22 protein-coding genes are annotated in these 22,541 nt (G+C 67.9%); 7 read left to right on the top strand and 15 right to left on the bottom strand.

Annotated features, from left to right (window positions below; genetic code table 11):
• The first annotated feature begins 108 nt into the window (after nucleotides 1-108).
• Entirely contained in the window at nucleotides 109-1,191 is a 1,083-nt protein-coding gene (locus NI2_RS26590; protein ID WP_067496093.1) for a Fic family protein, read from the top strand.
• A gap of 108 nt (nucleotides 1,192-1,299) precedes the next feature.
• Here the strand turns inward: NI2_RS26590 and NI2_RS26585 are convergent, their stop codons facing one another.
• The 5 genes from NI2_RS26585 to NI2_RS26565 all read right to left on the bottom strand — a co-directional run bounded on the left by NI2_RS26585 (nucleotide 1,300) and on the right by NI2_RS26565 (nucleotide 6,334).
• The gene (locus NI2_RS26585; protein ID WP_067496090.1) at nucleotides 1,300-1,680 is read right to left on the bottom strand and encodes a beta-sandwich lipoprotein; all 381 of its coding nucleotides are present in this window, start codon (nucleotides 1,678-1,680) and stop codon (nucleotides 1,300-1,302) included.
• Nucleotides 1,681-1,848: 168 nt separating this feature from the next.
• Nucleotides 1,849-3,642 (bottom strand): PQQ-binding-like beta-propeller repeat protein, encoded by a 1,794-nt coding sequence (locus NI2_RS26580; protein WP_133734231.1) that lies wholly within the window; start codon nucleotides 3,640-3,642, stop codon nucleotides 1,849-1,851.
• Nucleotides 3,643-3,724: 82 nt separating this feature from the next.
• Nucleotides 3,725-5,233, bottom strand: a complete 1,509-nt coding sequence (locus tag NI2_RS26575; protein WP_067496083.1) for a serine/threonine-protein kinase — start codon at nucleotides 5,231-5,233, stop codon at nucleotides 3,725-3,727.
• A complete protein-coding gene (locus NI2_RS26570) occupies nucleotides 5,230-5,445 on the bottom strand; it encodes a hypothetical protein (RefSeq protein ID WP_067496080.1) in 216 nt (71 codons plus the stop codon). The genes NI2_RS26575 and NI2_RS26570 overlap by 4 nt, the downstream gene beginning before the upstream one ends.
• Nucleotides 5,446-5,656: 211 nt before the next feature.
• A complete protein-coding gene (locus NI2_RS26565) occupies nucleotides 5,657-6,334 on the bottom strand; it encodes a TetR/AcrR family transcriptional regulator (RefSeq protein WP_067496078.1) in 678 nt (225 codons plus the stop codon).
• 91 nt (nucleotides 6,335-6,425) lie between these two features.
• Here NI2_RS26565 and NI2_RS26560 point away from each other — a divergent pair, with 91 nt between their 5' ends.
• The 4 genes from NI2_RS26560 to NI2_RS26545 all read left to right on the top strand — a co-directional run bounded on the left by NI2_RS26560 (nucleotide 6,426) and on the right by NI2_RS26545 (nucleotide 10,217).
• Nucleotides 6,426-7,973, top strand: a complete 1,548-nt coding sequence (locus NI2_RS26560; RefSeq protein ID WP_067496076.1) for an MFS transporter — start codon at nucleotides 6,426-6,428, stop codon at nucleotides 7,971-7,973.
• Nucleotides 7,974-8,251: 278 nt separating this feature from the next.
• The gene (locus tag NI2_RS26555) at nucleotides 8,252-8,788 is read left to right on the top strand and encodes a VldE C-terminal domain-containing protein (protein ID WP_084457481.1); all 537 of its coding nucleotides are present in this window, start codon (nucleotides 8,252-8,254) and stop codon (nucleotides 8,786-8,788) included.
• A 104-nt stretch (nucleotides 8,789-8,892) separates the two neighbouring features.
• The gene (locus NI2_RS26550) at nucleotides 8,893-9,426 is read left to right on the top strand and encodes a hypothetical protein (RefSeq protein ID WP_067496071.1); all 534 of its coding nucleotides are present in this window, start codon (nucleotides 8,893-8,895) and stop codon (nucleotides 9,424-9,426) included.
• Nucleotides 9,427-9,488: 62 nt separating this feature from the next.
• Complete coding sequence (locus NI2_RS26545) at nucleotides 9,489-10,217, top strand: SDR family oxidoreductase (RefSeq protein ID WP_067496068.1); 729 nt, start codon at nucleotides 9,489-9,491, stop codon at nucleotides 10,215-10,217.
• Between the two features lie 129 nt (nucleotides 10,218-10,346).
• Here the strand turns inward: NI2_RS26545 and ppnP are convergent, their stop codons facing one another.
• The 5 genes from ppnP to NI2_RS26520 form a co-directional block, all read right to left on the bottom strand.
• Nucleotides 10,347-10,658, bottom strand: coding sequence for a pyrimidine/purine nucleoside phosphorylase (ppnP, locus tag NI2_RS26540; protein WP_067496065.1), 312 nt, complete (start codon nucleotides 10,656-10,658; stop codon nucleotides 10,347-10,349).
• A 37-nt stretch (nucleotides 10,659-10,695) separates the two neighbouring features.
• A complete protein-coding gene (gene lipA / locus NI2_RS26535; RefSeq protein ID WP_067496062.1) occupies nucleotides 10,696-11,718 on the bottom strand; it encodes a lipoyl synthase in 1,023 nt (340 codons plus the stop codon).
• Complete coding sequence (lipB, locus tag NI2_RS26530; protein ID WP_067496173.1) at nucleotides 11,715-12,464, bottom strand: lipoyl(octanoyl) transferase LipB; 750 nt, start codon at nucleotides 12,462-12,464, stop codon at nucleotides 11,715-11,717. The genes lipA and lipB overlap by 4 nt, the downstream gene beginning before the upstream one ends.
• A gap of 83 nt (nucleotides 12,465-12,547) precedes the next feature.
• A complete protein-coding gene (locus NI2_RS26525; RefSeq protein ID WP_067496170.1) occupies nucleotides 12,548-13,915 on the bottom strand; it encodes a cryptochrome/photolyase family protein in 1,368 nt (455 codons plus the stop codon).
• A complete protein-coding gene (locus NI2_RS26520; protein WP_067496057.1) occupies nucleotides 13,912-14,508 on the bottom strand; it encodes a lipocalin family protein in 597 nt (198 codons plus the stop codon). Before NI2_RS26520 ends, NI2_RS26525 begins: the two co-directional genes overlap by 4 nt.
• 176 nt (nucleotides 14,509-14,684) lie before the next feature.
• Here NI2_RS26520 and NI2_RS26515 point away from each other — a divergent pair, with 176 nt between their 5' ends.
• On the top strand, nucleotides 14,685-15,575 hold the full coding sequence (locus tag NI2_RS26515; protein WP_084476837.1) for a MerR family transcriptional regulator: 891 nt from the start codon (nucleotides 14,685-14,687) through the stop codon (nucleotides 15,573-15,575).
• Between the two features lie 216 nt (nucleotides 15,576-15,791).
• Here NI2_RS26515 and NI2_RS26510 read toward each other — a convergent pair whose 3' ends face one another.
• The 4 genes from NI2_RS26510 to sucB all read right to left on the bottom strand — a co-directional run bounded on the left by NI2_RS26510 (nucleotide 15,792) and on the right by sucB (nucleotide 20,399).
• A complete protein-coding gene (locus NI2_RS26510; RefSeq protein ID WP_067496055.1) occupies nucleotides 15,792-17,135 on the bottom strand; it encodes a TIGR01777 family oxidoreductase in 1,344 nt (447 codons plus the stop codon).
• Nucleotides 17,136-17,241: 106 nt separating this feature from the next.
• Nucleotides 17,242-17,748 (bottom strand): GNAT family N-acetyltransferase, encoded by a 507-nt coding sequence (locus NI2_RS26505; RefSeq protein WP_067496167.1) that lies wholly within the window; start codon nucleotides 17,746-17,748, stop codon nucleotides 17,242-17,244.
• Nucleotides 17,749-17,756: 8 nt separating this feature from the next.
• Nucleotides 17,757-18,653, bottom strand: coding sequence for a TIGR01777 family oxidoreductase (locus NI2_RS26500; RefSeq protein ID WP_067496052.1), 897 nt, complete (start codon nucleotides 18,651-18,653; stop codon nucleotides 17,757-17,759).
• Nucleotides 18,654-18,665: 12 nt separating this feature from the next.
• The gene (sucB, locus tag NI2_RS26495) at nucleotides 18,666-20,399 is read right to left on the bottom strand and encodes a 2-oxoglutarate dehydrogenase, E2 component, dihydrolipoamide succinyltransferase (RefSeq protein WP_067496049.1); all 1,734 of its coding nucleotides are present in this window, start codon (nucleotides 20,397-20,399) and stop codon (nucleotides 18,666-18,668) included.
• Nucleotides 20,400-20,656: 257 nt separating this feature from the next.
• On the opposite strand from sucB, the gene NI2_RS26490 reads away from it, so the two are divergent.
• Nucleotides 20,657-21,007, top strand: coding sequence for an oxidoreductase (locus NI2_RS26490; protein ID WP_067496046.1), 351 nt, complete (start codon nucleotides 20,657-20,659; stop codon nucleotides 21,005-21,007).
• Here NI2_RS26490 and NI2_RS26485 read toward each other — a convergent pair whose 3' ends face one another.
• Nucleotides 21,008-22,519: a leucyl aminopeptidase gene (locus NI2_RS26485; protein WP_067496043.1), complete on the bottom strand. Its 1,512-nt coding sequence runs from the start codon at nucleotides 22,517-22,519 to the stop codon at nucleotides 21,008-21,010.
• Nucleotides 22,520-22,541: the final 22 nt, after the last annotated feature.

Here is a 22,541-nt window from a genome sequence, read left to right as displayed (position 1 = left end):
CGCCCGGTAGGTCCTGCGCATGTAAAGAAACTTCACATCTTGTTATGATGTGTAAAAAAATCAGAGAAAACTTTACATATCCCTGTGCTGATGTGGCATGTTTAGACAGTGAACAAGTGGCAGCCCGAGATCCCCTACAACGATCTTCCGCCTGTTCCGTCCGGCGAGCAGCTCGAGACGCGCGACGTGCTCAAGGCTGCGATCTGGGCGAACAGGGCGCTTGCCCAGTTGGATCAGGCTGCGCTCGCGATGCCCAACCCTACGGTGTTGATCAACACGATTCCGTTGCTGGAAGCTCAGGCCAGCTCGGCGATCGAGAACATCGTCACTACGACGGACGCGCTGTTCCGGCATGTGGACGATGACGCCCATGCGGATGCGGCAACGAGGGAGACCCTGAGATATCGGCATGCGTTGCGGATCGGCTATGAGCACACAGTCGAGCGGGGTCTTACCACGTCGACCGCGATCGAGGTGTGCAGCACGATCAAAGGTCGCCAGATGCGGTTGCGGGACCTATCTGGCACGCGGATCGGGAACCCCACGACAAACGAGGTTGTGTACAGCCCGCCGGAAGGCCCGGATGTCATCGCGGGCAAGCTCGCGGAGTGGGAACGCTTCGTCCATTCGGAGGATGGTGTCGACCCGTTGATCGTGATGGCCGCCGCCCACTATCAGTTCGAGGCGATCCACCCGTTCGCGGACGGTAACGGGCGGACTGGTCGCATTCTCAACGTGCTGATGCTCGTGGAAGCCGGTTTGCTACGTCTGCCGGTGCTGTACCTGTCGCGCTACATCATCGACACCAAGCACCAGTACTACCGTCGGCTGCGAGCGGTGACCGCCGAGTCGGCATGGGAGTCGTGGTTACTGTATGTCCTGGCGGGAGTGGCGCAGACTTCCGAAGCCACTGTTGCCAAGATCAATAAAATCCGTTTGCTGCAGGAAGATTTCGCACAGCGGGCTCGGACGGTGTGCAAGGGGGGATCACATTCCGAGTTTCAGGCTGTCCTGTTCGAGCAGCCGTACTGCCGGATCGCGACGGTGATGGAAAGGTGCGATGTATCGCGTCCCACGGCCACCGGCTGGCTGAGTGGGCTGGCCGGCGCTGGGATGCTGCGGGACGTGAAGATCGGGCGTGACAGAGTGTTTATCAACGCCGAGTTCCTGCAGTTGTTGACAGCGCCATGACTTCATAGACGCTTCGGTCCGACAAGCTAGGCGGGGGAGGAGATACTGCGGCAGACTGCCGATCTCGACGGGAAGATCGGCCGTCTGCCGTTGGTGATGGTCACTGGGTCAGGGGCGGTCGACGTCGGGGAGGATGACCTCGGGCTTGAAGATGACCTTGTAGTGGTAGCGGTCGACTTCGGCGGGCTCGAGCTGTTCTACGAAGTAGCTGACGTTGTCGGACAGGCCGAGGAAGTGCTTCTTGTATTCGTCGTCGCCGGTTTTGCAGGTGACCTCGAGTTGGTTGTTCTCGTCCTTGATGGAGCACTTGCCCTCTACCGACAGCAGGTACTTGTCGGTGATTCCGTTGAAGAAGACCACGCGGCGGTTGATCTTGAACTGGTCGGATTCCTTGGACAGGTTTTCCGAGACCACGTCGGCATCCGACGAGCAGCCGGTGAGTGTGATGGCGGACAGTGCTGCGATGGCGACGATGAGCGTGGTTTTCATTCCCTACCCCTACTTCGGTGTATCCCCCGGAGAATGACTCCTGGATGACCGATTTTAGCTGTGGGTGGTTGGATTGCCAGGCGATATTTGCTGGGGCACAAAGGCGTTGACTCGTCCATCGGCCAGAGAGTGAGGCTGGAGAGGCGCTCCCGACCGGTGGGTGAGGGTTCAGCGGTAGCCGATGATGTCGAGGGTGGCGTCGCCGATTTCCTCGTTGTTCTGGCAAACGACCAGGATCGATGCGGGGACAGGGAGAAGTGTCGGCTGAGTCGCTTTGGGGCGGCAGGTGGCCTCGATGGGGACGGCGTTGGGGGAAGTCGGATTTCGGAGGGGCCAGCGCGAAAGCCGCAGTGCGGTGTTGTATTCCAGCGCGATGATCTCCTCGGCGAGGACATGGACAGCACCGCTGTTCGGGTCACTCGGCGACATCTCGGCGACTCGGGTGCGTGAGGTGCCGTCGTAGGTGGTCAGGTCGACATGGCTCTGGCGGGTCGCCGGGTCGAAGAGCCCGACGAGAAGGTCCGATCCGTCGGCGGCTGCGGCGAAGGGTGAACCCGAGGTCCGGAGTGGGGTGGTGGCGAGCTGGTCCGGTTTTTCGACGAGCATGTATGCGGGGTTGTCGGGAGTCCAGAAGTCGATGAGCGTCATGTTCTGTAGCAGCGTCAATGTGGGCTTGTTCGAGGGCGAGGCTGGGTAGTCGCGGTGGCCGATCACACCTCCCGTTGCGGTGTCGATCGCGATAACGCGCCATGTCGAGCCGCCGCAGCGGAGCACGCGATAGACGGCATCGGCGGTGACGCGGGTACCGACATCGGTGGAGCGGCAACCGGATTCGGCGACGGGTGTCACCCATCGGCGGGCCGCGGTGCGGGCGTCGTATCCCTTGACAGCGGTGTCGGTTTCCACGATCAGGGTGTCCGACGCGGGGGCCTCGAGGAGGCGCGCTGGGCTGTCGGGGTCGTCCGAGGTGAAATCCGTGTGGTCGTCCGAGGTCCACAGGATCTGGCCCGTGACGGCGTCGAAAGTGATGCGGCGGGTGCCGCTTCGACCCGTCCAGCGGGTCGTGACGATGGCACCGTCGGCGGCCGTGATGGCCGATCCGCGGTCGTATATCAGTGTGCGGGTACCGGATTGGGGCCTGCGCAGGTAGTGCCAGCGTGGTTCGCCGGTTGCGCCGTCGAAGGCGCGGAGGCCGTCGACGCCGATGACGAGGAAACCGGTGCCCGCTGGGATGACTTCGCGTCCGGTCGCCTCGGGGCGGTTGTTCAGTGGCGGAAGTTGCAGTCGAAATGCTTCGGTGCCGAATCTGTCGGCTGCCGCCGGCACCGGGGTGGGGGCGGCGGTGCTGTGGTCGACGTTGAGCCTGTCGTCGCCTGCGCGCACGGCGACCACGCTCACCACAGCGGCGATCGCCAGCCCCATCGCCACGGCCGCCGTCGAGGTGCCCCGGCGAAGTGTTCTTGCTACACCCATGTGAAAAGCGAGCGGCAGCACCAGGATCGACCCGATCGCGACCAGTGCGAGCGCGCCGACCGAGGTGGTGAGTTGCTCGAAATACGGCATCTCGGTTCGCAGGGTGGTGTAGCTGCTCGGTAGATGCTCGTTCCAGGACATCGTGCCGAGGAAGCCGAGTACCAGCACGACGGTTGCTGTGGCGCCGAGTTCCCATCGGTGATGAGTGCTCCACAAGTCGGCCTGTCGTGAGCGGCCGGCGAACCATGCCGCGACAGCGATGGCCAGTACCAGTCCGCCGGCCACGGCGGCGGCTCCCGCGACGTGACCGGCTTGCGCGTACGTGTCTCTCACCGCGACCGGCGCCGTGCCGAATCGGCTGAAGAGGCCGAGAGCAGTTCCGCCGGTCAGGAGTCCGGCACCGACGGCACCCGCCAGCGCCTTGTACCGTGCCGAGCGTCCTAGGTCGCGCGTAAGAGTCGGCAACGACGGGGACGGCCCCGTGCTCACTGCTGTTTCCGTGTCCCCCACGAAACCCCTCCTGACCGGCGCACTGGTGGCAGCTCGGACTCGTCCAGCATATTCGGCGGGTCTATTGCCCGCCCGACAGCAGGTCGGCGAACTCGTTCTGCCCGCATTCTTTCGCCTGCACCGTGAGCAGCTGCCGCAACCGTTCCGGAAGCTCGGTTCGTATCTCGCACAAGCCTTTCCATATCGACAAGTCCGTCGGGGTGAACGTGGCCACGAGGGCCTCGATGTCACCGAACTCGTCGAGGAGGGTGAGGGACCGTGAGCGGGACGCGACGTCTTGGCGCAGGGCGATCTTCACCACGGTTGTGGTGCAGTCGGCGGCCGGGGCGGCGGCCATCGCGGCGACAAAGCTGTCGTCGGGAAGGTCGCTGATCGCCGAAGCGAGAGTGTCGTGGGTGGATTCGGGGAGGATGTCGAGCAGCGGAAGGGCTTCGGGCCACAGGTTGTGGGTGGCGGCGGTCGCGACCGCGGTGGTGAGGGTGTCGGGCTGATGCACGACAGGGAGCGAGGCGAAGCGTTGGCGGGCCTCGGGGTCGAGGGCGAGGGCTACTGGGAAGAGGGTTTCCCAGTGGTCCCGGGCCTGTTCGATGAGGGTGGTGAGGACGTCGTCGGGTTCGGTGGAGATTCGGGCGGCGACGGGCTGGAGTTGCGTGGGGGCGAGGTGTTCGGCGAGGGGGAGGAGGTCTAGCCAGAGGTTGTGGGTGAGGGCCAGGTCGGCGATCTTCGTGAGGACGGTGGGGTCCTGCATCAGTGGCCGGGTGGCCAGTCGTCGCAGCCCGGCGGTTTTCATTCCCGCGGCGACGGGGAGCAGGGTGTCCCAGGCATCCAGGGCCGTGACGGCGGTGAGGAGGCCGTCGAGGATTTCGACGTCCTGGGCGGCGACTTCGTCAGCAAGTTGCGAGCGTTGGGTGGGGCCGAGGGTGTCGAGCAGGGCGATGGCCTCGGGCCAGTGGCCCTCGGCGTTGGTGGCGTGGATGAGTTCGGGGAGGCGGTCGGTGATGAGCGACAGGAGGCGGTCGGCGGCGCTGGGGTCTTCGAGGTAGTAGCCGACGTGCAGGAGATCGATGTCGGCGGCGTGGGGCAGGGCTACGCGCAGGACGTCGTCGGGGACCGAGGTGGCCAGGCGGCCCATGGTGAGATAGTCACGGCGGCTGAGCAATTCGCGGGCGACGTCGGCGGCCATGCGGTCGGGGATCTCGGCGATCACCTCGGCGGCGCGGCGGGGGTCGAGCGTGACGGCGACGTCGGCGAGGAATGTGGGCGACAGGGCGCTGGCGATGGCGACGGCGCGGGCCGGGTCGACGGAACCGGCGATGGCGGCGGCGAGGACCGGGCCGAACGCGGCTTCGGTGATCTTGGCGGCGAGGGTCGGCGGCACCAATTTGGCTGCGGCGGCCGTCTTTTGCATGCGACGGGCCTCGCGGGCCGAGACCTGGTCACTGATCTGTTCGCGGAAGGCGCGCAGGGCAGACGGGGGGAGCGCGGCGAGGAACTCGAGATCGGCGGCGGGGCGGTCGAGTGCGGCGGACAGGCGGGCGATCTCGGCGGCGGTGTGGTGGGACGCGGTCATAGTCCGAGCACCTTCTTCACGGCGGGGCGGGCCAGGCGGGGGATGAGGCGCATGCCGGAGTCGAGTGCGTCGTCGAGGGCGGCTTTGCGCTGGTCGAGGGCGGCCTGGACATAGGTGTTCAGGGTGGCGAGCTCGTCGGGCGTGAGGGTGGCGAACTCGGGCGGGGGTGGGGTGCCGAGCGTGGTCGTGAGCTGGTGCAGGGCGTCCGGCACGGGCCGTCTCCATTCGATGCGGTACGGATGTCGGTGCGGGTGACGATACTGGGCCGACCTGACGATGCGCTTGGGGGCGACACGAAAACTATTCGGGCAGAGTGCGATTGGCGTAGGCGGACTACGGCAGCGACGCTGCTTCCGCACGCGCGAGCCGGAGCCTGGCAGCGGAACAACCTCGAGTGGTTCGGCGCCCGGGTGGAGTGGCGTTCTAAGTGGGCCTCTCGAGGTGAACATGGTGGGTACCGGTCTGGTCGACATGATCACCGTCGATGGCTCGGCTGTGGGCCAGCAGGGCCTCGTAGTCGACGGCAGCCCCGCGCATGACGGTCTCGATGACGCGCTCGGCGTCGGCGTCCTCGAGATGGTTGCCGAACAAGGCGCGGTAGTGGACGAAGGCGGCGATGATGTCGAGCATTCCTTTGATGTCGACGTCGTCGCGCAGATCGCCGCGGTCGACCGCGCTGCGGAGCATCGCGCGCACGGCCTTGCGAGACGGCTCGATCACCGCCTCGAGGTAGCGCTGGTGCAATGCGGGATCGGCGACGCATTCGGAGTACAAGGCGCCGAACACTTCTGGACTGATGGTGCGGTAGGCCGCGAGGAAGATGGTGAGGCTCTCGGCGATATCGCAGAGGGTGCACCCGGTGTCGGGTGGACCGGGCGTGTCGAGGCGGCTTTCGATCGCCGCGAGCACGAGTTCGGGACGACCGGACCACCGCCGGTAGATCGCGGGACGTGAGGTCTGTGCCGCGCGGGCGACCTCGCCGACATTGACCGCGAAGTACCCACCGTCCGCCAGCAGACGCAGCGTCGCTTCGGTGACGTCGGTGGCGATGCGGGCATCGCGCGGCCGACCACCCGGCCTGCTGCTCGTGGGCTGCTTCATGGACCTAATGATAGGCATTCGTTACGTGACGTAGCGTAACTATTCCTGATAGCCTTTTTCGTGACACCATGTAACGAAACTGGGGGTTGTGATGGCGGCGCAGAAGGCGACGATCCGCGAGTGGCTCGGACTCGGACTGCTCCTGTTACCGATGCTCGCGCTGGCGACCGACCTCACGGTGCTGTTCTTCGCTCTCCCCGCGATCGACGCGGACCTGCGACCCAGCGCCTCACAGATCATCTGGGTCACCCACGTCTACGGCTTCCTGATCGCCGGATTCCTGGTCACCGCAGGACGACTCAGCGATCGGATCGGTCCGCGTCGCTTGCTCCTGATCGGGGCCTCGGCCTTCGCGGTGCTCTCCGTCGTGGCCGGTCTCGCCACCTCCGCCGAGATGTTGATCGCCGCGAGGGCCGCACTCGGGATCGCGGGCGCGACCCTGATGCCCGCGCTGTTCTCGCTGCTGCGCACCATGTTTCGTGACGACACCCAACGACGCATGGCGATCGCCATCGCGTTCAGCGCGTTCACCGTCGGCGGAGCTGTCGGACCGGTCCTCGGCGGAGTGCTCCTGGAATTCTTCTGGTGGGGTTCGGTCTTCCTGATCAATGTGCCTCCGCTGGTAGTGCTGCTGCTCGGCGGCCCACGGCTGCTGCCCGAACGCGCGGAACGTAATCGCGCCCGGGTCGACCCGCTCAGTGTGGTCCTGTCGGTGGCGGGGATGCTCGCCATCGTCTACGGGCTGCAGGAGCTCGCGGCGGGACATTCGGGCGACGGCGGCCAGGTGTGGCCGCAGCTTCTCGTCGTCGGAGCGGGGCTCGGTATGTCGGCGTTGTTCGTTCGGCGGCAGCGCCGGATACCCGAGCCACTGTTCGATCTGGAACTGCTCGACAACCGTCGGGTACGGGTGTCGCTGGTGGCTCTGGTTCTGATGGGCATCAGCGTGACGGGCCTGTTCTATCTGTTCACGCAGTACTTGATGTTGGTCGCCGGAATGTCGCCGCTGCGAGCCGGAGTGTCGACGATGCCCTATATCGTGGCCAACATCGTCGGCGCGATGCTCGCTCCCGCCGTTGCCGCTCGTCGCCGACCTACGACGGTGGTCGGTGGTGGAATCACCCTCGCCGCTCTCGGAGCACTCGCCTTTGCCTCGGTGGTGGGTTCGGGACTTCCCCTCCCTGCCCTTGTCGCGGCGATCGCGCTGGTGGGCTTCGGTCAGGGGACGGCCGGGGCGCTGATCAGCGACCTGATCATCGCCAGTGCTCCCACTGAGAAGACCGGGTCGGCGGCTTCGGCCCAGGAGGTCGGCGGCGAACTCGGCACCGCCCTGGGGATCGCGGCGGCCGGTGTGGCGAGCGTGGTCGCCTACCGCCACTACCTGCGTGCGCACCTGGTGGATGCGCCCGAATCGGTGGCGCGCGAGCTGAATTCGGGGATCCATGACGGTGCGGCGTTTGCCGGAGGGCTCGCGGACCATGCGCTGCTGGGAGCTGTAGAGGACGCGATCGGCTCCGGAACGCAGATCTATGCCGGTATCGCGGGCGTCGTCCTCGGTGTGGCCGCAGGACTTGTCCTGCTCCGTCGGGGCGGTGCGCGCGAGGCGAGTTCGGTTCGCAGTGACAGTGCGGCTGTCGGATGAACTTCTCGGGGAGTCGGTCACGGGCCGGTGGATTGATCGTGTAGATCTCGCGGCCGTGATGTGACGGTATTGCGACTTCGGGCCGCGTGGGGGATGCTGATTCCGTCGTCCGACGCAGTCGGCGTGACATTTCCGCGACCATTTCGTAATGTAGCGGTGACCTTGTCCTCTACGAGTAGCTGGTGATCGACATCGTGCGTGGTCAACATCGCAAACCGGCGCCGCCGCGTGGGCGCGCTCAGCTTGCCGTGTGGAGTGTCGCTGCGACAGTCCCGGCCATGCTGTGGATGACGATCCGGCCGGGGCCTGCGGTCCAGGAGGCTGCCGCGGTCGAACCGCAGACCACCTCGACAGTCGACCCCGATCCGATCGCCGCCGCGGCCGCGTTCGTGGAACCCGAGCCGGCGCCGGTTTCCGCCCTCGACGAGTCGGCGACGCTGTCGCTGATGCATGCCACCACGCCGTGTGACACCGAGTGGAAGGGCGTGCGGCCGCACGTGGCGCAGGTGAGCCACCTGCTGCAGAAGATGTTCGGCATCAGCGATATCGGCGGGGCACACGGCCGCTACGACGGTGACCACGGTGCCGGGCTCGCGCTCGACGTGATGACCAGCGGCGGCGTCGGCGACGCGATCGCCGAATTCGTGCTGGCCAACAAAGAGCGCTTCGGCGTCACCTATGTGATCTGGAAGCAGCGCTACAACGACGGTGGCGGTTGGTCGTTCATGGAAGACCGTGGCAGCCCGACCCAGAATCACTATGACCACGTGCACATCTCGTTCGAATCTTCGGGTGCGACGAATATTTCCTGCTGAAATCGGTTGCTACCAGCGATTTCGCGGATTTCCATCGCCGTGGAATCGTGCCGTATCGGCCGAACCGGGCGACAGGGGCGTGCTGAATCGACCATGATCGATAGATGGCCCCCAACAGCGCGAAATTCTTGTTCAGCAACGGCACCGACGACCGGGTGTCGCTTTTCGACGACGGGCGTGTGAAGGTCTGGTCGACCACTCATCTCTGGTCCGAAATGGGCCGCGAACGGCACAACGCGCTGGGCGAGACGGTTCTGCTCGGGATCGGGCGCACACTCGACGTACCGGGACCGGGAGACCGGCGCCAGACCTGCGATGCCGAATTCGCCCTGACGCCCGAACTCGGACACACGGTCGCCGCGACCGTGGCGGCAGACAACGGGACGTTCGTACAGTTCTTTCACGACGGGACCATCGCGGTCGGCAACGACGGACGCGATGTGGCGACGGTGTTCAACGCGGGCCGTGAAGCGACCGCCGAGCGAGGCGTGAACGGGGTCGGCGGGTCGGTGATGGTGACCTTCGGCGGCAGCTATCGGCCGAAGACGGTGCGCCAGAGCGACTACCAGGTCGAGCTCAGCGAAGCGACGGCGCCCCGGCCGAACCGGCTGTACAAGGACGAGTTCCTCGTGAAATAGCCCCGAATCGCCCCTGCGCTCGTACGGTGTAAACGGCAGGGGCCGGCAGAAGGATTCGTGGCATGGGACGGTTGACAGGCAAGGTCGCGGTGATCAGCGGCGGTGCGCGGGGCATGGGTGCCGCGCACGCGCGCCGATTCGTCGACGAGGGCGCGTCGGTGGTGATCGGCGACGTGCTCGACGACGAAGGTGCCGCTCTCGCAAGCGAACTCGGGGTGCGGTATCAGCACCTCGATGTCCGCGAGCCCGAGCAGTGGCAGGCGGTGGTGCGCACGGCGGTCGAGGAGTTCGGCGGGCTGCACGTGCTGGTGAACAACGCCGGGATCGTCAACGGCAACCTGCTCGTCGACTTCGCGCTCGAGGAATGGCAGCGCATCATCGACATCAACCTCACCGGCACCTTCCTCGGGATGCAGGCGGCGGTCCCCGCCATGACCAGCGGTGGGTCGATCGTCAACATCTCCTCGGTGGAGGGAATGCGGGGAAGCCCGGGGCTACACGGGTACACGGCGACGAAGTTCGCGGTGCGTGGGCTCACCAAGTCGGCGGCACTGGAACTGGCGTCGCAGGGGATCCGCGTCAACTCGGTCCATCCCGGACTCATCAGCACCCCGATGACCGAGGGAATCCCGGCCGACTTCCTGCAGATTCCGCTGGCTCGCGCGGCCCAGCCCGACGAGGTGTCGGCACTGGTCGCCTACCTGGCCTCCGACGAGTCCTCGTATTCGACGGGGGCGGAGTTCGTGGTCGACGGCGGACTCACCGTCGGTGTGCCGCACAAGAGCTTCTGACATCGGATCGCTGGGCGCCTCGGCGAGAGTTCTGCGCGGTTGCCACGAGGGCAACTACGAGCGCGGGCCCGGGTGGTATTTCGACTACAACTGATGGGGTGCCGTCGGTGGTGACGGCACCCCGGGGGATCAGCCGTAGTGGCAGATGTAGTGCATGGTGTCGACGACCTCGATGTCGAACGAGCTGTCGCCGGGGACCTTGAACGACTCGCCCGCGCGGTAGGTGATCGGGGTGGAGTCACCGGCCAAGGTCACCTTCGCCTCGCCCGCGACCAGCTCCATGATCTCCGGGGCGCTGGTGGTGAAGGTCAGGCTGGACGGCTGGATGACACCCACCGACTTCGAGGTGCCGTCGGGCAGCTCGAGGCTGTAGCTGACACATTTGCCGTCGAAGTAGACATTGGCCTTCTTGCTGACGGAGACGTTCTCGAACTTCGACATGGGTCCTTCCGGGGGATGAGGGGACCCTTAGTCTAGGTCAGCTGCCGTAGCGGGCCAGGACCGAGCTGGCTTCCTGGGAGGCGGTGCCTTCCTGGGCCAGGTGGGCCATGGCTTCGGGGATTTCGCGGCCGTGGTGGGTCATGGCCTGGGCGTAGAGGCGGCCGGCTCGGTAGGAGGAGCGGACGAGGGGGCCTGCCATGACGCCTGCGAAGCCGAGTTGTTCGGCGACCTTGGAGTGTTCGACGAATTCCTCGGGCTTCACCCAGCGGTCCACGGGGTGGTGGCGCGGCGACGGGCGAAGGTACTGGGTGATGGTGAGGATGTCGCAACCCGCTTCGTGCAGGTCGCGCATCGCTTCGGTGACCTCTTCGGGGGTCTCGCCCATGCCGAGGATGAGGTTGGACTTGGTGACCAGGCCTGCCTCGCGGGCCGCGGTGATCACCGCGAGGGAACGCTCGTAGCGGAACGCGGGGCGGATGCGCTTGAAGATGCGCGGCACCGTTTCCAGGTTGTGGGCCAGCACCTCGGGGCGGGTGGAGAACACCTCGGCGAGCTGGTCGGGGTCGGCGTTGAAGTCGGGGATGAGCAGCTCCACGCCGGTGCCGGGGTTGAGGGCCTTGATGGCGCGCACGGTTTCGGCGTAGAGCCAGGCGCCGCCGTCGTCGAGATCGTCGCGGGCCACACCGGTGATGGTGGAGTAGCGCAGACCCATGGCCTGCACGCTTTCGGCGACGCGGCGGGGTTCGTCGCGGTCGAGGGCGGCGGGCTTGCCGGTGTCGATCTGGCAGAAGTCGCAGCGGCGGGTGCACTGTTCACCACCGATGAGGAAGGTGGCCTCACGGTCTTCCCAGCATTCGAAGATGTTGGGGCAGCCCGCTTCCTCGCAGACGGTATGCAGGCCTTCGCGTTTCACCAGACCCTTGAGCTCGCTGTACTCGGGGCCCATGGTGGCGCGAGTGCGAATCCACTTGGGTTTGCGCTCGATCGGCGTTTCCGCGTTGCGCGCCTCGATGCGCAGCAGCTTGCGTCCGGCGGGGGCAGAGGCGTCTACGGAGCTCACTGGACCGACTCTACGCTCGGGGCCCGCTCGGGCGCGGGGCCGGTGGTGCGATCGATGTCATGCGGGCGGACGGGAATTTCTCCGTCGAGCGCGGCAACAATCGCGGTGGCGACGAGCGGCTTGATTTCGGCGACGGTGACCTCGCGACCCAGCTCGCGGGTCAGGGTGGTGACACCCGCGTCTTTGATGCCGCAGGGCACGATGGCCTGGAAACCGTCGAGGGCGGAGTTGCAGTTGAGCGAGATGCCGTGCAGGGCGACGCCGCGTTGCACGCGCACCCCGATCGCGGCGATCTTGCGTTCGGCGAAGTAGTCGGTGGCGGGCAACCACACTCCCGATCGGCCCTCGACCCTTCCGCAGGTGATGCCGAGACTCGAGATCACGTCGATCAGTGCTTCTTCGAGACGACGCACGTACTGCACCACATCGACCGGCTCGGCCAGCCGGATGATCGGGTAGCCGACGAGCTGCCCCGGCCCGTGCCAGGTGATCTTGCCGCCACGGTCGACCTGCACCACCGGGCTGCCGTCGATGGGCAGATCGTCGGCCTCGGTGCGGCGGCCCGCGGTGTAGACCGACGGGTGCTCCAGCAGGAGCAGCCGGTCGGCGCCCTCGCCTGCGGCGCGTTCGTCGGCGATCTGCCGCTGCAGCTCCCAGGCGGCGTGGTAGTCGATGAGTCCGAGATCCTCGACCACGATCGGGGTCGTATCGAATCGGGCGGACGCGGAGGGGCGCGTGTCGTTCACGATCCTGACGTTACGCCCGGGGGCCGACGACGCCAACGGATGGTCGGGCCGCCGTGTCGCACGGTTGCCGAGAGGACGCGGGGTCACATGCCCGGGACGTCGACCAGCGGAGCGGGATAGTCGGAGCCGGGCAGGTCCGCGCGCCACGGCCGGTGGATGGCGCCGCCCGGGAGGTGGGCGAGTTCGGGGAGGTGACGGCGGACGTAGGTGCCCTCGGGGTCGTGACGGTCGGCCTGGCGGAGGGGATTGAGGACACGGTTGGGGCGTGTGTCGGTTCCGGTGCCTGCGGCCCACTGCCAGTTGAGCTGGTTGTTGGCCAGATCGGCGTCGACGAGCCAGTGCAGGAAATGGGCGGCGCCGATCCGCCAGTCCAAGCGCAGGGTTTTCGTGAAGAACGACGCGGTGATGAGGCGGGCGCGGCCGGGCATCCAGCCGTCGGTGACGAGCTGACGCATCGCCGCATCGATGATCGGGTAGCCGGTGCGGCCCTCCTTCCACGCGGTGACGGCCTGAGGGTCGCGGCGCACGGGGAACGGACCGGGGCGAAGGCTGTCGGCGGCGATGTCGGGGCGGGCCGCGAGCAACTGGTGGTAGAAGTCGCGCCATGCGAGCTGTCGAGCGAAGGCATGACCGCCGTCGGTGGACAGGTCCGTGCGGTGCACGACCTCGACCGGGGACAGGCAGCCGAAGTGCAGGTATGGCGACAGGTGCGAGGTGACGTCGGCGGCGAGGTCGTCGTTGCGGTCGGCGTAGTCGTCGATCGGGCCCGCCAGCCACTTGCTGAGGAGTGCGCGGCCCGTGATCTCGCCGCCGGTCGGGCAGTTGGCGGAGGGTTTACCGGGCGACAGCTCGGGAACGGAAGGTATTGCCGCACTGGAGATGTCGGGTACGTCGAGCGCACGGGGGCTGTCCAGTGGACGACGTCGATGGGTGTCCAACCAGCGGCGGAAGTACGGGGTGAATACGGCGTAGTAGTCGCGGCCGGTGGCTGGTGCCAGGGCCGATGGGTCGACGGCGGTGATCACGGCCGAGTGCGGGTGAACGGTGCAGTCCGGACGTCTGGCAGTCGTCACGCGCGTGGCTCGCCGTGGGTGAGCACCGGTCGACAGTGCTGCGCGCAGGGCGTTCTCACGTCGGGTGGCGAAGGCGCTGACGTCCTGGGCGACGTGTACCGACTCCGCCCCGGTTTCCGCGACCACCCGCGCGACCTCGGTGGCGACGTGACCACGACGCACGACGAGATGCCCGCCGATGTCGCGCAAGCCGGCGTCGAGTTCTGCCAGGGCGCTCGCGAGGAAGGCTGCCCGGTTGGGCGGGCAACGATCGGGCACGATGTCGTCGTCGACGACGAACAGCGGCACGACCGTGTCGGCGGACCGGCGGGCGGCGTCGAGAACGGGATTGTCGGCCAGGCGCAGGTCGCGCGTGAACAGGGCGATCGAAACGGTCATCGGGCGCACAGCGGGGCGATGTCGGCGCGCCCGCCGGTGGTCGGCGTGGTCAGGTACAGGCAGGTGTTCTGGCCTGCCGTTTCGATCGCGGTGTGGATGTCGTCCCATGCGGCGGCGTCGAGGGTGGGTGTGCGGGACAGGACGAAACCGGACAGGCGGCTCGGCGAAGTGACCAGCGCCCACGAGTACTCCGGGCCGAGCGCGGTGACAATGTAGTTGGTCTCTCCGTCCTGACCGGGTACGCCGGGGAAGGAGACGTTCAGCTGGGCGTTCGTGGCGGGGTCGGTGACGGTGGCGGTGCCACGGATCTCGTCGATGCCGCCCGACCAGGTATGGCAGCGGTTGTGCACGGCGACATCGCCTCGCTCGTCGAGCGAGTAGGTGGCGGTGGTGTCGCGCGCGCACGCGAGGTTGAACGGCTGGGGTACGGCGGCCAGCTGGTGCCAGACGCCGAGGTACCGGTCCAGATCGAGGGAGGGAACGGGAGTCGGGGGCGCCGCGGCCGCCGTGGCCGAGGACACGGCGGTGACCGCAAGGGCGACGAAGGCGGTCGCCGCCGAACGGCGGAACGCGGACGTTAGGGCGATACGCACAAGGGCTCCTCGAAATTGTCGGTAGCGATAGCGTACCAAGAAGCGATGCATAAACGATGCATTGATCGGAGGTGAGGTTGCACCGACAGCCGAATGACCTCGGCCGTATCGACGCCCGGTGGCCCCGAGTCACGCGGGTAGAGCGCGATGATCGGGTTATCGGCAAGAATGGAGCGATGTCCGCCGGTTCAGCCCCTGTCTCCGACGCGGCCGGTTACACGGTGCGCGCCGTGGCGGACCGGCTCGGGATTCCGACTGCCACTCTGCGTAGCTGGAACCGGCGCTACGACATCGGTCCCGCACAGGATCGCCCGGGCAAGCATCGCCTCTACACCGAGGCCGACATCGCCGCGCTCGAACGCATGCTCGCGCTGATTCGTGACGGCGCGAGCCCGGCCGGTGCCGCCGCCACCGTGCGCGGCATCGCTGTGTTGCCCGGCGATCGCCTGCCGCTGCTCGATGCGGCCTTCGCTCTCGACTCGGGCCGGGTTGTCGCACTGCTCGAGGCGCACGTCCGCGCGGTCGGCATCGTGGAAACCTGGGACGGGTTGTGCAGACCCGCCTTCGCCGATGTTGTCGCGCGCCAGAGCAGCGGCGAGGGCTGTATCGACGTCGAACACCTGCTGTCGTGGTGCATCACATCGGTCATGCAGCGCACTCATGCCCCACACGCCCGCCACGACCACACCATCCTGCTGGCCTGCACGGGTGGCGAAACCCATTCGCTCCCTCTCGAAGTGCTGCGCGCCGCCCTGGCGGAGCAGGGCGTAGGCGCGCGCATGCTCGGCGCGGACGTGCCGACCGTCGCCCTCGCCGACGCCCTGGCCCGGAGCGGACCGACCTCGGTCCTGCTCTGGTCACAACGAGAATCCACCGCGTTGACCTCAGCGGTGGTCGCCGGCCTGGCCGCCGGGGCGCAGGTGTTCGTCGGCGGCCCGGGCTGGCAGGAGGTGCTGCTGCCCACCGAGGTGCAGCGCGTCGGCGGACTGGCCGAAGCGGTCGCCCTGCTCGGCACCGACTCCTCTCGACTCGCCGACACCGAAGCTGCTGCGAATCAACGACAGTGACGCCCGGTCGGCCATCTACAGACCACGCGCGTAACGGACGAACGCGGCCGCTGCCTCCATGTCGATGACCAGGCCCGGGTCCATTCCATGGCTTCACGAAATTCGAGCATCGCGTCATCGACCGTGCTGCGTCGCGCCAGCGCGATCAGCTCCCGACGCGCGTCATCGCTCAGCGGCATCCCCGCTGAGGCCGCGCGACCGCACGGCTGGTCTGGGTCAGCGGCCGAGGAGGTGGCGGAGGGTTGGTTCGAGGTCAGGGGTTCGGAAGGGGTGGGCGGAGGCGGTGAGGCGGGTGGGGGTGACTCGTTGGCCGGCTTCGGCGAGTTCGCGGGCGCCCTGGCGGCCGAGGAGTAGGGCGGGGCCGAAGGAGGGGACGGGGAGCAGGGCGGGGCGGTGGAGGACGTGGGCCAGGGTGTGGGTGTAGTCGGTGTTGCGGACGGGGTTCGGGGCGACCGCGTTGACCGGACCGACGAGTGCGGTGTCCCAGAGTGCGCGGTGGTAGATGTCGAGGAGGTCGTCTATGCCGATCCAGGACTGCCACTGGGTTCCGGGGCCGATGCGGCCGCCGAGGCCGGCGGTGAAGAGTGGGCGCAGCAGCCGCAGGGTGCCGCCTGCGGGGGATTGGACGATGCCGGTGCGGATGCGGACAACGCGGACGCCCGCGTGTGCGGCGGGTTCGGTGGCCGCCTCCCAGGCTGCGACCACGTCGGCGAGGAAACCGTCTCCGCGCGTGGAGTTCTCGGTGAGGATCTCGTCGCCGCGGTCGTAGCCGTAATAGCCGATGGCGGAGGCGGAGACGAAAGTGGTGACACCGCAGCGGGCCGCGGTTTCGGCGAGGGCGCGGGTGGGGCCGATGCGGCTGTCGGCGATCGCGTGGCGGTGTTCGCCGGTGAAGCGGCCCGCGATTCCGGCGCCCGCCAAGTGGACGACAGCGTCAACGCCCTGCAACAGGTCCGGTGCGGGATCATCGGGATTCCAGTGGCGTTCGGCGGGATCGTTGGTCGGGCGGCGGACCAGGCGGATCACCCGGTGCCCACCCGTGGACAGGAACGCGCACAAGGCGGTGCCGACCAGCCCGGACGCCCCGGTCACCGCGATGGTCCGGGCGGCGAAACCTGTTGCGGCGGCGCGCTGGTGAGCCGCGAGATCACCGGCGAGCTGGCGATAGCGATAGTCGAACATCGGCTGGAGCAGGCGGGTGGGAATCGGGGTGTCGACGCGGTCGATCACCGCGGTGTGCTCGGGGTCGACCTCGGCGAACTCGTGGGTATGCCGCCACGGCAGCAGACGGCCGAGGGGCGCCGAGGCAAGACCGTCGACAGCGACCTCGTCGGCGAAAGACGCGGGCGGATCGTAGGCCTCGGGGTCGTGCCGGGCGATCCAGCGCAGGCCGCCGGGAAGACCGAGAACCGCGGCGCCACGGGCCAGATCGGAGGATTCCGCGAGCAGCCGCACCGGCTGCCACGGCGGCGCCAATCGGGTGAACGCGCCGGGTCGCTCGAACCAGCGGAATACCTCGGCACGGGGTGCTGTGACAACGCTCGAACAGTCGATGCCCATAACCCGACTGTAGCCGTCCCCGGACAGACGATGAAGCGTTCAAGCATCGTTTCGTGACTCCGGGCCTGCCGGAGCTCCGGGCCCGCCGGTGAAAGGCTGTGGAATGTCAGCGCGGCTCGAGAGGGAACAACCTCTGCATGAGCGTGAGATCCATCCAGCGACCGAATTTATGACCCACCTCGGGCAATTCGCCGACGACCCGGAACCCGAACCGTTCGTGGAGGACGATCGATGCGGCGTTGCCGGACTCGATGGCAGCGATCATCGCGTGCACGCGCCCGGAATCGGTTGCGCGAGCGATCAATTCGGTGAGTAGGGCGGTAGCGACACCGCGCCGCTGGAAACGCTCACCGACATAGACGGAGTTCTCGACGGAATACCGGTAGCCGGTTTTGGGCCGCCACTGCCCGTAGGACGCGTAACCGGCCACCTCGCCGTCGATCTCGGCGACCAGCACCGGCATACCCGCCGCGGTGCGGTCGGCGAACCAGGTGAGCCGGTCGTCGAGATCCACCTGATCGGTGTCCCAGATCGCGGTCGACTCGGCGATGTTGGCGTTGTGGATCTCCAGCACGGTCGGCAGGTCGGCTTTGTCGGCGTCGCGAATCAGCATGGGCGCCTTCATGATCGGCCGACAGTCGCGGCGAGCGCGGCGCCGATGGTCGGATGCTGGAAGGTGTAACCCGCCTTTTCCAGTGCGGCGGGAATGGTCCGTGGGCCGGTGAGCAGCGCCTCGTCCGCGAGCTCCCCGACTGCCGTTCGTAACGCGAACGCGGGCACGATGAGTGGGGCGGGGCGATGCAGGGCGCGACCGAGTGCGCGGGTGAATTCGGCATTGGTGACCGGAGCCGGGCCGACGGCGTTGATCGGCCCGGACAGGTCGGGATGGGTGAGCGCGAAGACGATCGCGCCCACCTCGTCGTCCAGGGAGATCCACGGCGTGTACTGGCGCCCGCTACCCAAACGACCACCGAGCCCGAGCCAGTACAGCGGGTGCAACATGCTCAGCATCCCGCCGTTGCGGGCGAGCACCACCCCACTGCGCACCAGTACCGTGCGCACTCCCGCATCGGTGGCGGGCGCGGTGGCCGCTTCCCAGTCGCGACACAGGGTCGCGAGGAAACCCGTTCCGCTGGAAGCGGTTTCGTCGACGATCGAGTCGCCGGTCGTGCCGCCGTAGTACTGCGCGCCGCTGGCGTTCACCAGCGTCGGCACGCCCGCGGCGGCGACCGCCGTGGCGAGGACATCGGTGGGGGTGATCCGGCTGTCCCGCAGCAATTGCTTGTAGCTGCCGTTCCAGCGGCGCGAACCGATACTCGCGCCGCACAGATTCACCACCGCGTCGGCCCCGCGCAACGCCCGCTCGTCGAGCTGGGCGCGCGCGGGATCCCACGCGAATTCGTCCGGTGCCGCGGGAGCGCGGCGCACCAGCCGGGACACCTCGTGCCCGTCGCGGCGCAGAGCCGCGACGAGCGCCGTCCCGATCAGCCCGGACGAACCGGCGATGACGACCTTCATCGAAATGCCCTGCTACAGGCCGAGATCGGCCTCGAACGCCGCCTCTTCCAACCGGTGCTTGATGGTGGTGAGGAAGCGGCCCGCGTCGGCGCCGTCGATGAGCCGGTGATCGTAGGTGAGCGGCAGGTACACCATCGAACGCACACCGATGGACTCGCCACCGGTCTCGTCGGTGACGACCACCGGACGCTTCACGATCGCGCCGGTACCCAGCATGCCCGCCTGCGGCGGAACCAGGATCGGGGTGTCGAACAGCGCGCCCTCGGAGCCGATGTTGGTGATGGTGAAGGTGCCACCCGACAGCTCGTCGGGCTTGAGCCCACCGTTGCGGGCGCGGTTGGCGATGTCGGCGATCGCGCGGGCCAGCCCGGCCAGCGACAGGTCGCTGGCGTTGTGGATGACCGGCGAGAGCAGACCCTGCTCGGTGTCGACCGCGATACCCAGGTGCACCGACGCGTGGTAGGTGATCTCCTTGGTGTCCTCGTTGTAGGAGGCGTTCACGTTCGGGTGCACACCGAGGGCCTCGACGACCGCCTTGGCGAAGAACGGCAGGTACGTCAGGTTGACGCCCTCGCGGTTCTTGAACGACGCCTTCGCGAGCTGCCGCAGATGCGCGATCTTGGTGACGTCGGCCTCGTGGACCTGGGTCAGCTGCGCGGTGGTCTGCAGCGATTCGCGCGTCTTGGTCGCGGTGATCTGCCGGATGCGGCTCGCCTTCTGGGTGGAACCGACGAGACCGGCCAGCTTCGGAGCCGCCGTCTGCTTGGCCGGGGCCGCGGCGGGGGCCGGGGCGGCGGCGGGCGCGGGCTCCGGTGCCTTCTTGGCTTCGGCGGCGGCGAGCACGTCCTGCTTGCGGATGCGTCCGCCCACACCGGAACCGGTGAGGCTCGACAGATCGACGCCGTTCTCCTCGGCCAGCTTGCGCACCAGCGGAGTCACGTACGGGGTGCTGCCGTTACCTGCCGCCGCCGCCTGCGCGGGCTTGGCGGCGGCCGCGGGCTTCGGCGCGGGAGCGGGCTCCGGCTTGGGCTCAGGCTTCGGAGCCGGTGCCGCTTCCTGCTTCGGCTCGGGCTTCGGTGCCGGCGCGGCTTCGGGCTCGGGCTTCGGTGCCGGCGCGGGGGCGGCGGCGGGCTTGCCGCTGCCGATCACACCGAGCTGACCGCCGACGGCGACGACGTCGTCCTCTTGCGCGGAGATCTCGAGCAGCGTGCCCGCGACCGGCGAGGGGATCTCCGTGTCGACCTTGTCGGTGGAGACCTCGAGCAGCGGCTCGTCGACGGCGACCTCGTCACCGACGGCCTTGAGCCAGCGGGTGACGGTGCCCTCGGTGACGGACTCGCCCAGCTCGGGCATCTTCACGGGGGTGCCGGACGACGCGTCGGCCTGAGCGGGCGCGGCGGCGGGCTCGGGGGCCGGTGCCTGCGCGGCGGGCTCGGGTTCCGGCTCGGGTTCGGGTTCCGCGGCCACGGATTCCTCGGCGGGCGCGGGGGTGGAAGCGGGGGCTTCGCCGGCGTCGCTGATCACGCCGAGCTCACCGCCGACCTCGACGACATCGTCTTCCTGGGCGACGATCTTCGACAGCACACCGGCGGTGGGCGACGGGATCTCGGTGTCGACTTTGTCGGTGGAGACTTCGAGCAGCGGTTCGTCGACCTCGACCGTGTCTCCTTCCTGCTTCAGCCACCTGGTCACCGTTCCCTCGGTGACGCTCTCACCAAGAGCCGGCATCTGGACGGAGAAGGCCATGTCCTCTGACTCCTCTGACTGTTCGACGGGTAATACAACAGTGCTTCGACCCCGGTGGGCATTACGTCGCGGGTCGCGGCGTGTGTCCACCCCGACCGTGTGGCGGGACTCCCGGGAATCGTTGGTTCTTGTTCCGGCAACCATCCTTGCACTCGCCCGCCGCGTCTGTGGCGCTGGGCGGCAATCCGTGCGGAGCTGGCACCATGGAATGTACGGCGGTGAGCAGAATTCCGTCGGAAAGCAGAAGGGCTGAGCCGGTGGGTTTGCTGGATCGTTTCCGCGGGGTGCGGGGCCGGAGCAGGTCAGTCGCGCGTGAGAACGCCTCGGAGGTGCGCGCGCTCGCGCAGTGGGCGCGGGCGCGGCACGGAGTCGAGGCGTTCGTCGAGCCCAAGACTACTGTGACCGATGTCACAGCGGTCCTGGTGGCGGCGGACGGCGAATGGACGCGCCGGATCGTCGGCGAGCACGGCGCGCGCCGCCTGGCCGACACCTTGCGCGTGCCGGTATACGACGTGACCAAGACGGGCTATCCCCAGCGGATGCGCGACTTCGACGCCCGCCGCCGCATCGAGCAGCGGCGGGCCAGGGAAGCCGAGCTGGATGAGTGACTACTCCGCGCCGATCTGTTCGATCACCGCGATGAGCGTGCGCACCGGGACACCGGTGCCGCCCTTGCCGATATAGCCGAACGGTCCGCCGGTGTTGTAGGCCGGACCGGCCACGTCCAGGTGGGCCCACTGCACGCCCTCGGGCACGAATTCCTTGAGGAACAGCGCCGCCGCGAGCATGCCGCCCCACCGGTGCGGCGTGACATTGGCCAGGTCGGCGACCTTGGAGTTCAGGTCCGCGCGCAGTTCGCTCGGCAGCGGCATGGCCCAGCCGTTCTCGCCGACCGCGCGCGAGATCTCGGCGACGCGATCGCGGAACTCGTCGGTGCCCATCACGCCCGGGGTGCGGGTGCCGAGCGCGACCATCTGCGCGCCGGTGAGGGTGGCGACATCGATGAGGTAGTCGGGTTCGTCCTCGATGGCACGCACGATGGCGTCGGCGAGGATGAGCCTGCCCTCGGCATCGGTGTTGATGACTTCGACCGTGGTGCCGCCGTATTGGGTGAGCACGTCGCCGGGGCGCTGCGCGGTGGCCGACGGCATGTTCTCGGCCATCGGCACGGTCGCGGTGACGGTGACCGGAAGACCGAGGCGCGCGGCGAGCAGCACGGTCGCGATGACCGCCGCCGCACCGGCCATGTCGGAGGTCATGTTCTCCATGTTCGCGGCGGGCTTGATCGAGATACCGCCGGTGTCGAAGGTGATGCCCTTGCCGACCAGCGCGACCTTCTTCGGCCCGCCGGCATAGGTGATGCGCACCAGCCGCGGCGGGCGGGAGGAACCCTGGCCGACGCCGATGATGCCGCCGTAACCGGCTGCGGCCAACGCGTTCTCGTCGAGCACCTCCACCTCGAGCCCGGCGGCTTCGGCGAGCACACGGGCACGGTCGGCGAACTCGGCGGGGTAGAGCGCACTCGGCGGGGTGTTCACGAAATCGCGTGCGGTGGCGACGGCTTCGGCGACCAGCTGGGCGCGCAGCAGTTCCAGCACACCGAATTCCGGTTCCGGAACCAGCAGTTCGACGCGGACCACCGGCTGTTCGTCGGGCTTGGGCGCGCTCTTGGCCGACTTGAACGCGGAGAAGGTGTATGCGCCCAGGTAGAAGCCCTCGGCGGCGGCACCCAGATCGATGCCGGACAAGGTGGTGGCGACGAGTTCGGTGCCCGACAGCGCGCGGGCCGCGACGCCGGCGCTGCGGCGGACCTGCTCGGCGTCGACCTTCTCGGCCGCGCCGAGACCCACGGCGAGCACGCTGGTGACGTTGTCCAGCGCCGCGGGCGCGGGTACCCGGGTGAGTTCCTCGGGTTTGCCCTTGGCGCCGACCGCGCCGAGTGCGTCGAGCAGCTCCGCGCGAACCTCGGGGGTGAGCACGTCGCCGAACATGTCGGCCGGGGCGATGGCCGGTCCGTTCTCCGAGGAGGTCAAGCCGATCACCAGCACATCGGTATCCGCGGTGAGGGATTCGATGCGTGCCAGTTCCGGTCCGAGTGAACGATCTGCAACAGCGGTCATCGACCCAGATTATGTGGTCGGC

The organism is Nocardia ignorata NBRC 108230, from assembly GCF_001612905.1.
GTDB classification, from domain to species: domain Bacteria; phylum Actinomycetota; class Actinomycetes; order Mycobacteriales; family Mycobacteriaceae; genus Nocardia; species Nocardia ignorata.
Note: the sequence above shows the minus strand (reverse complement) of the source record. Positions and strands in the feature narration are given on the sequence as shown.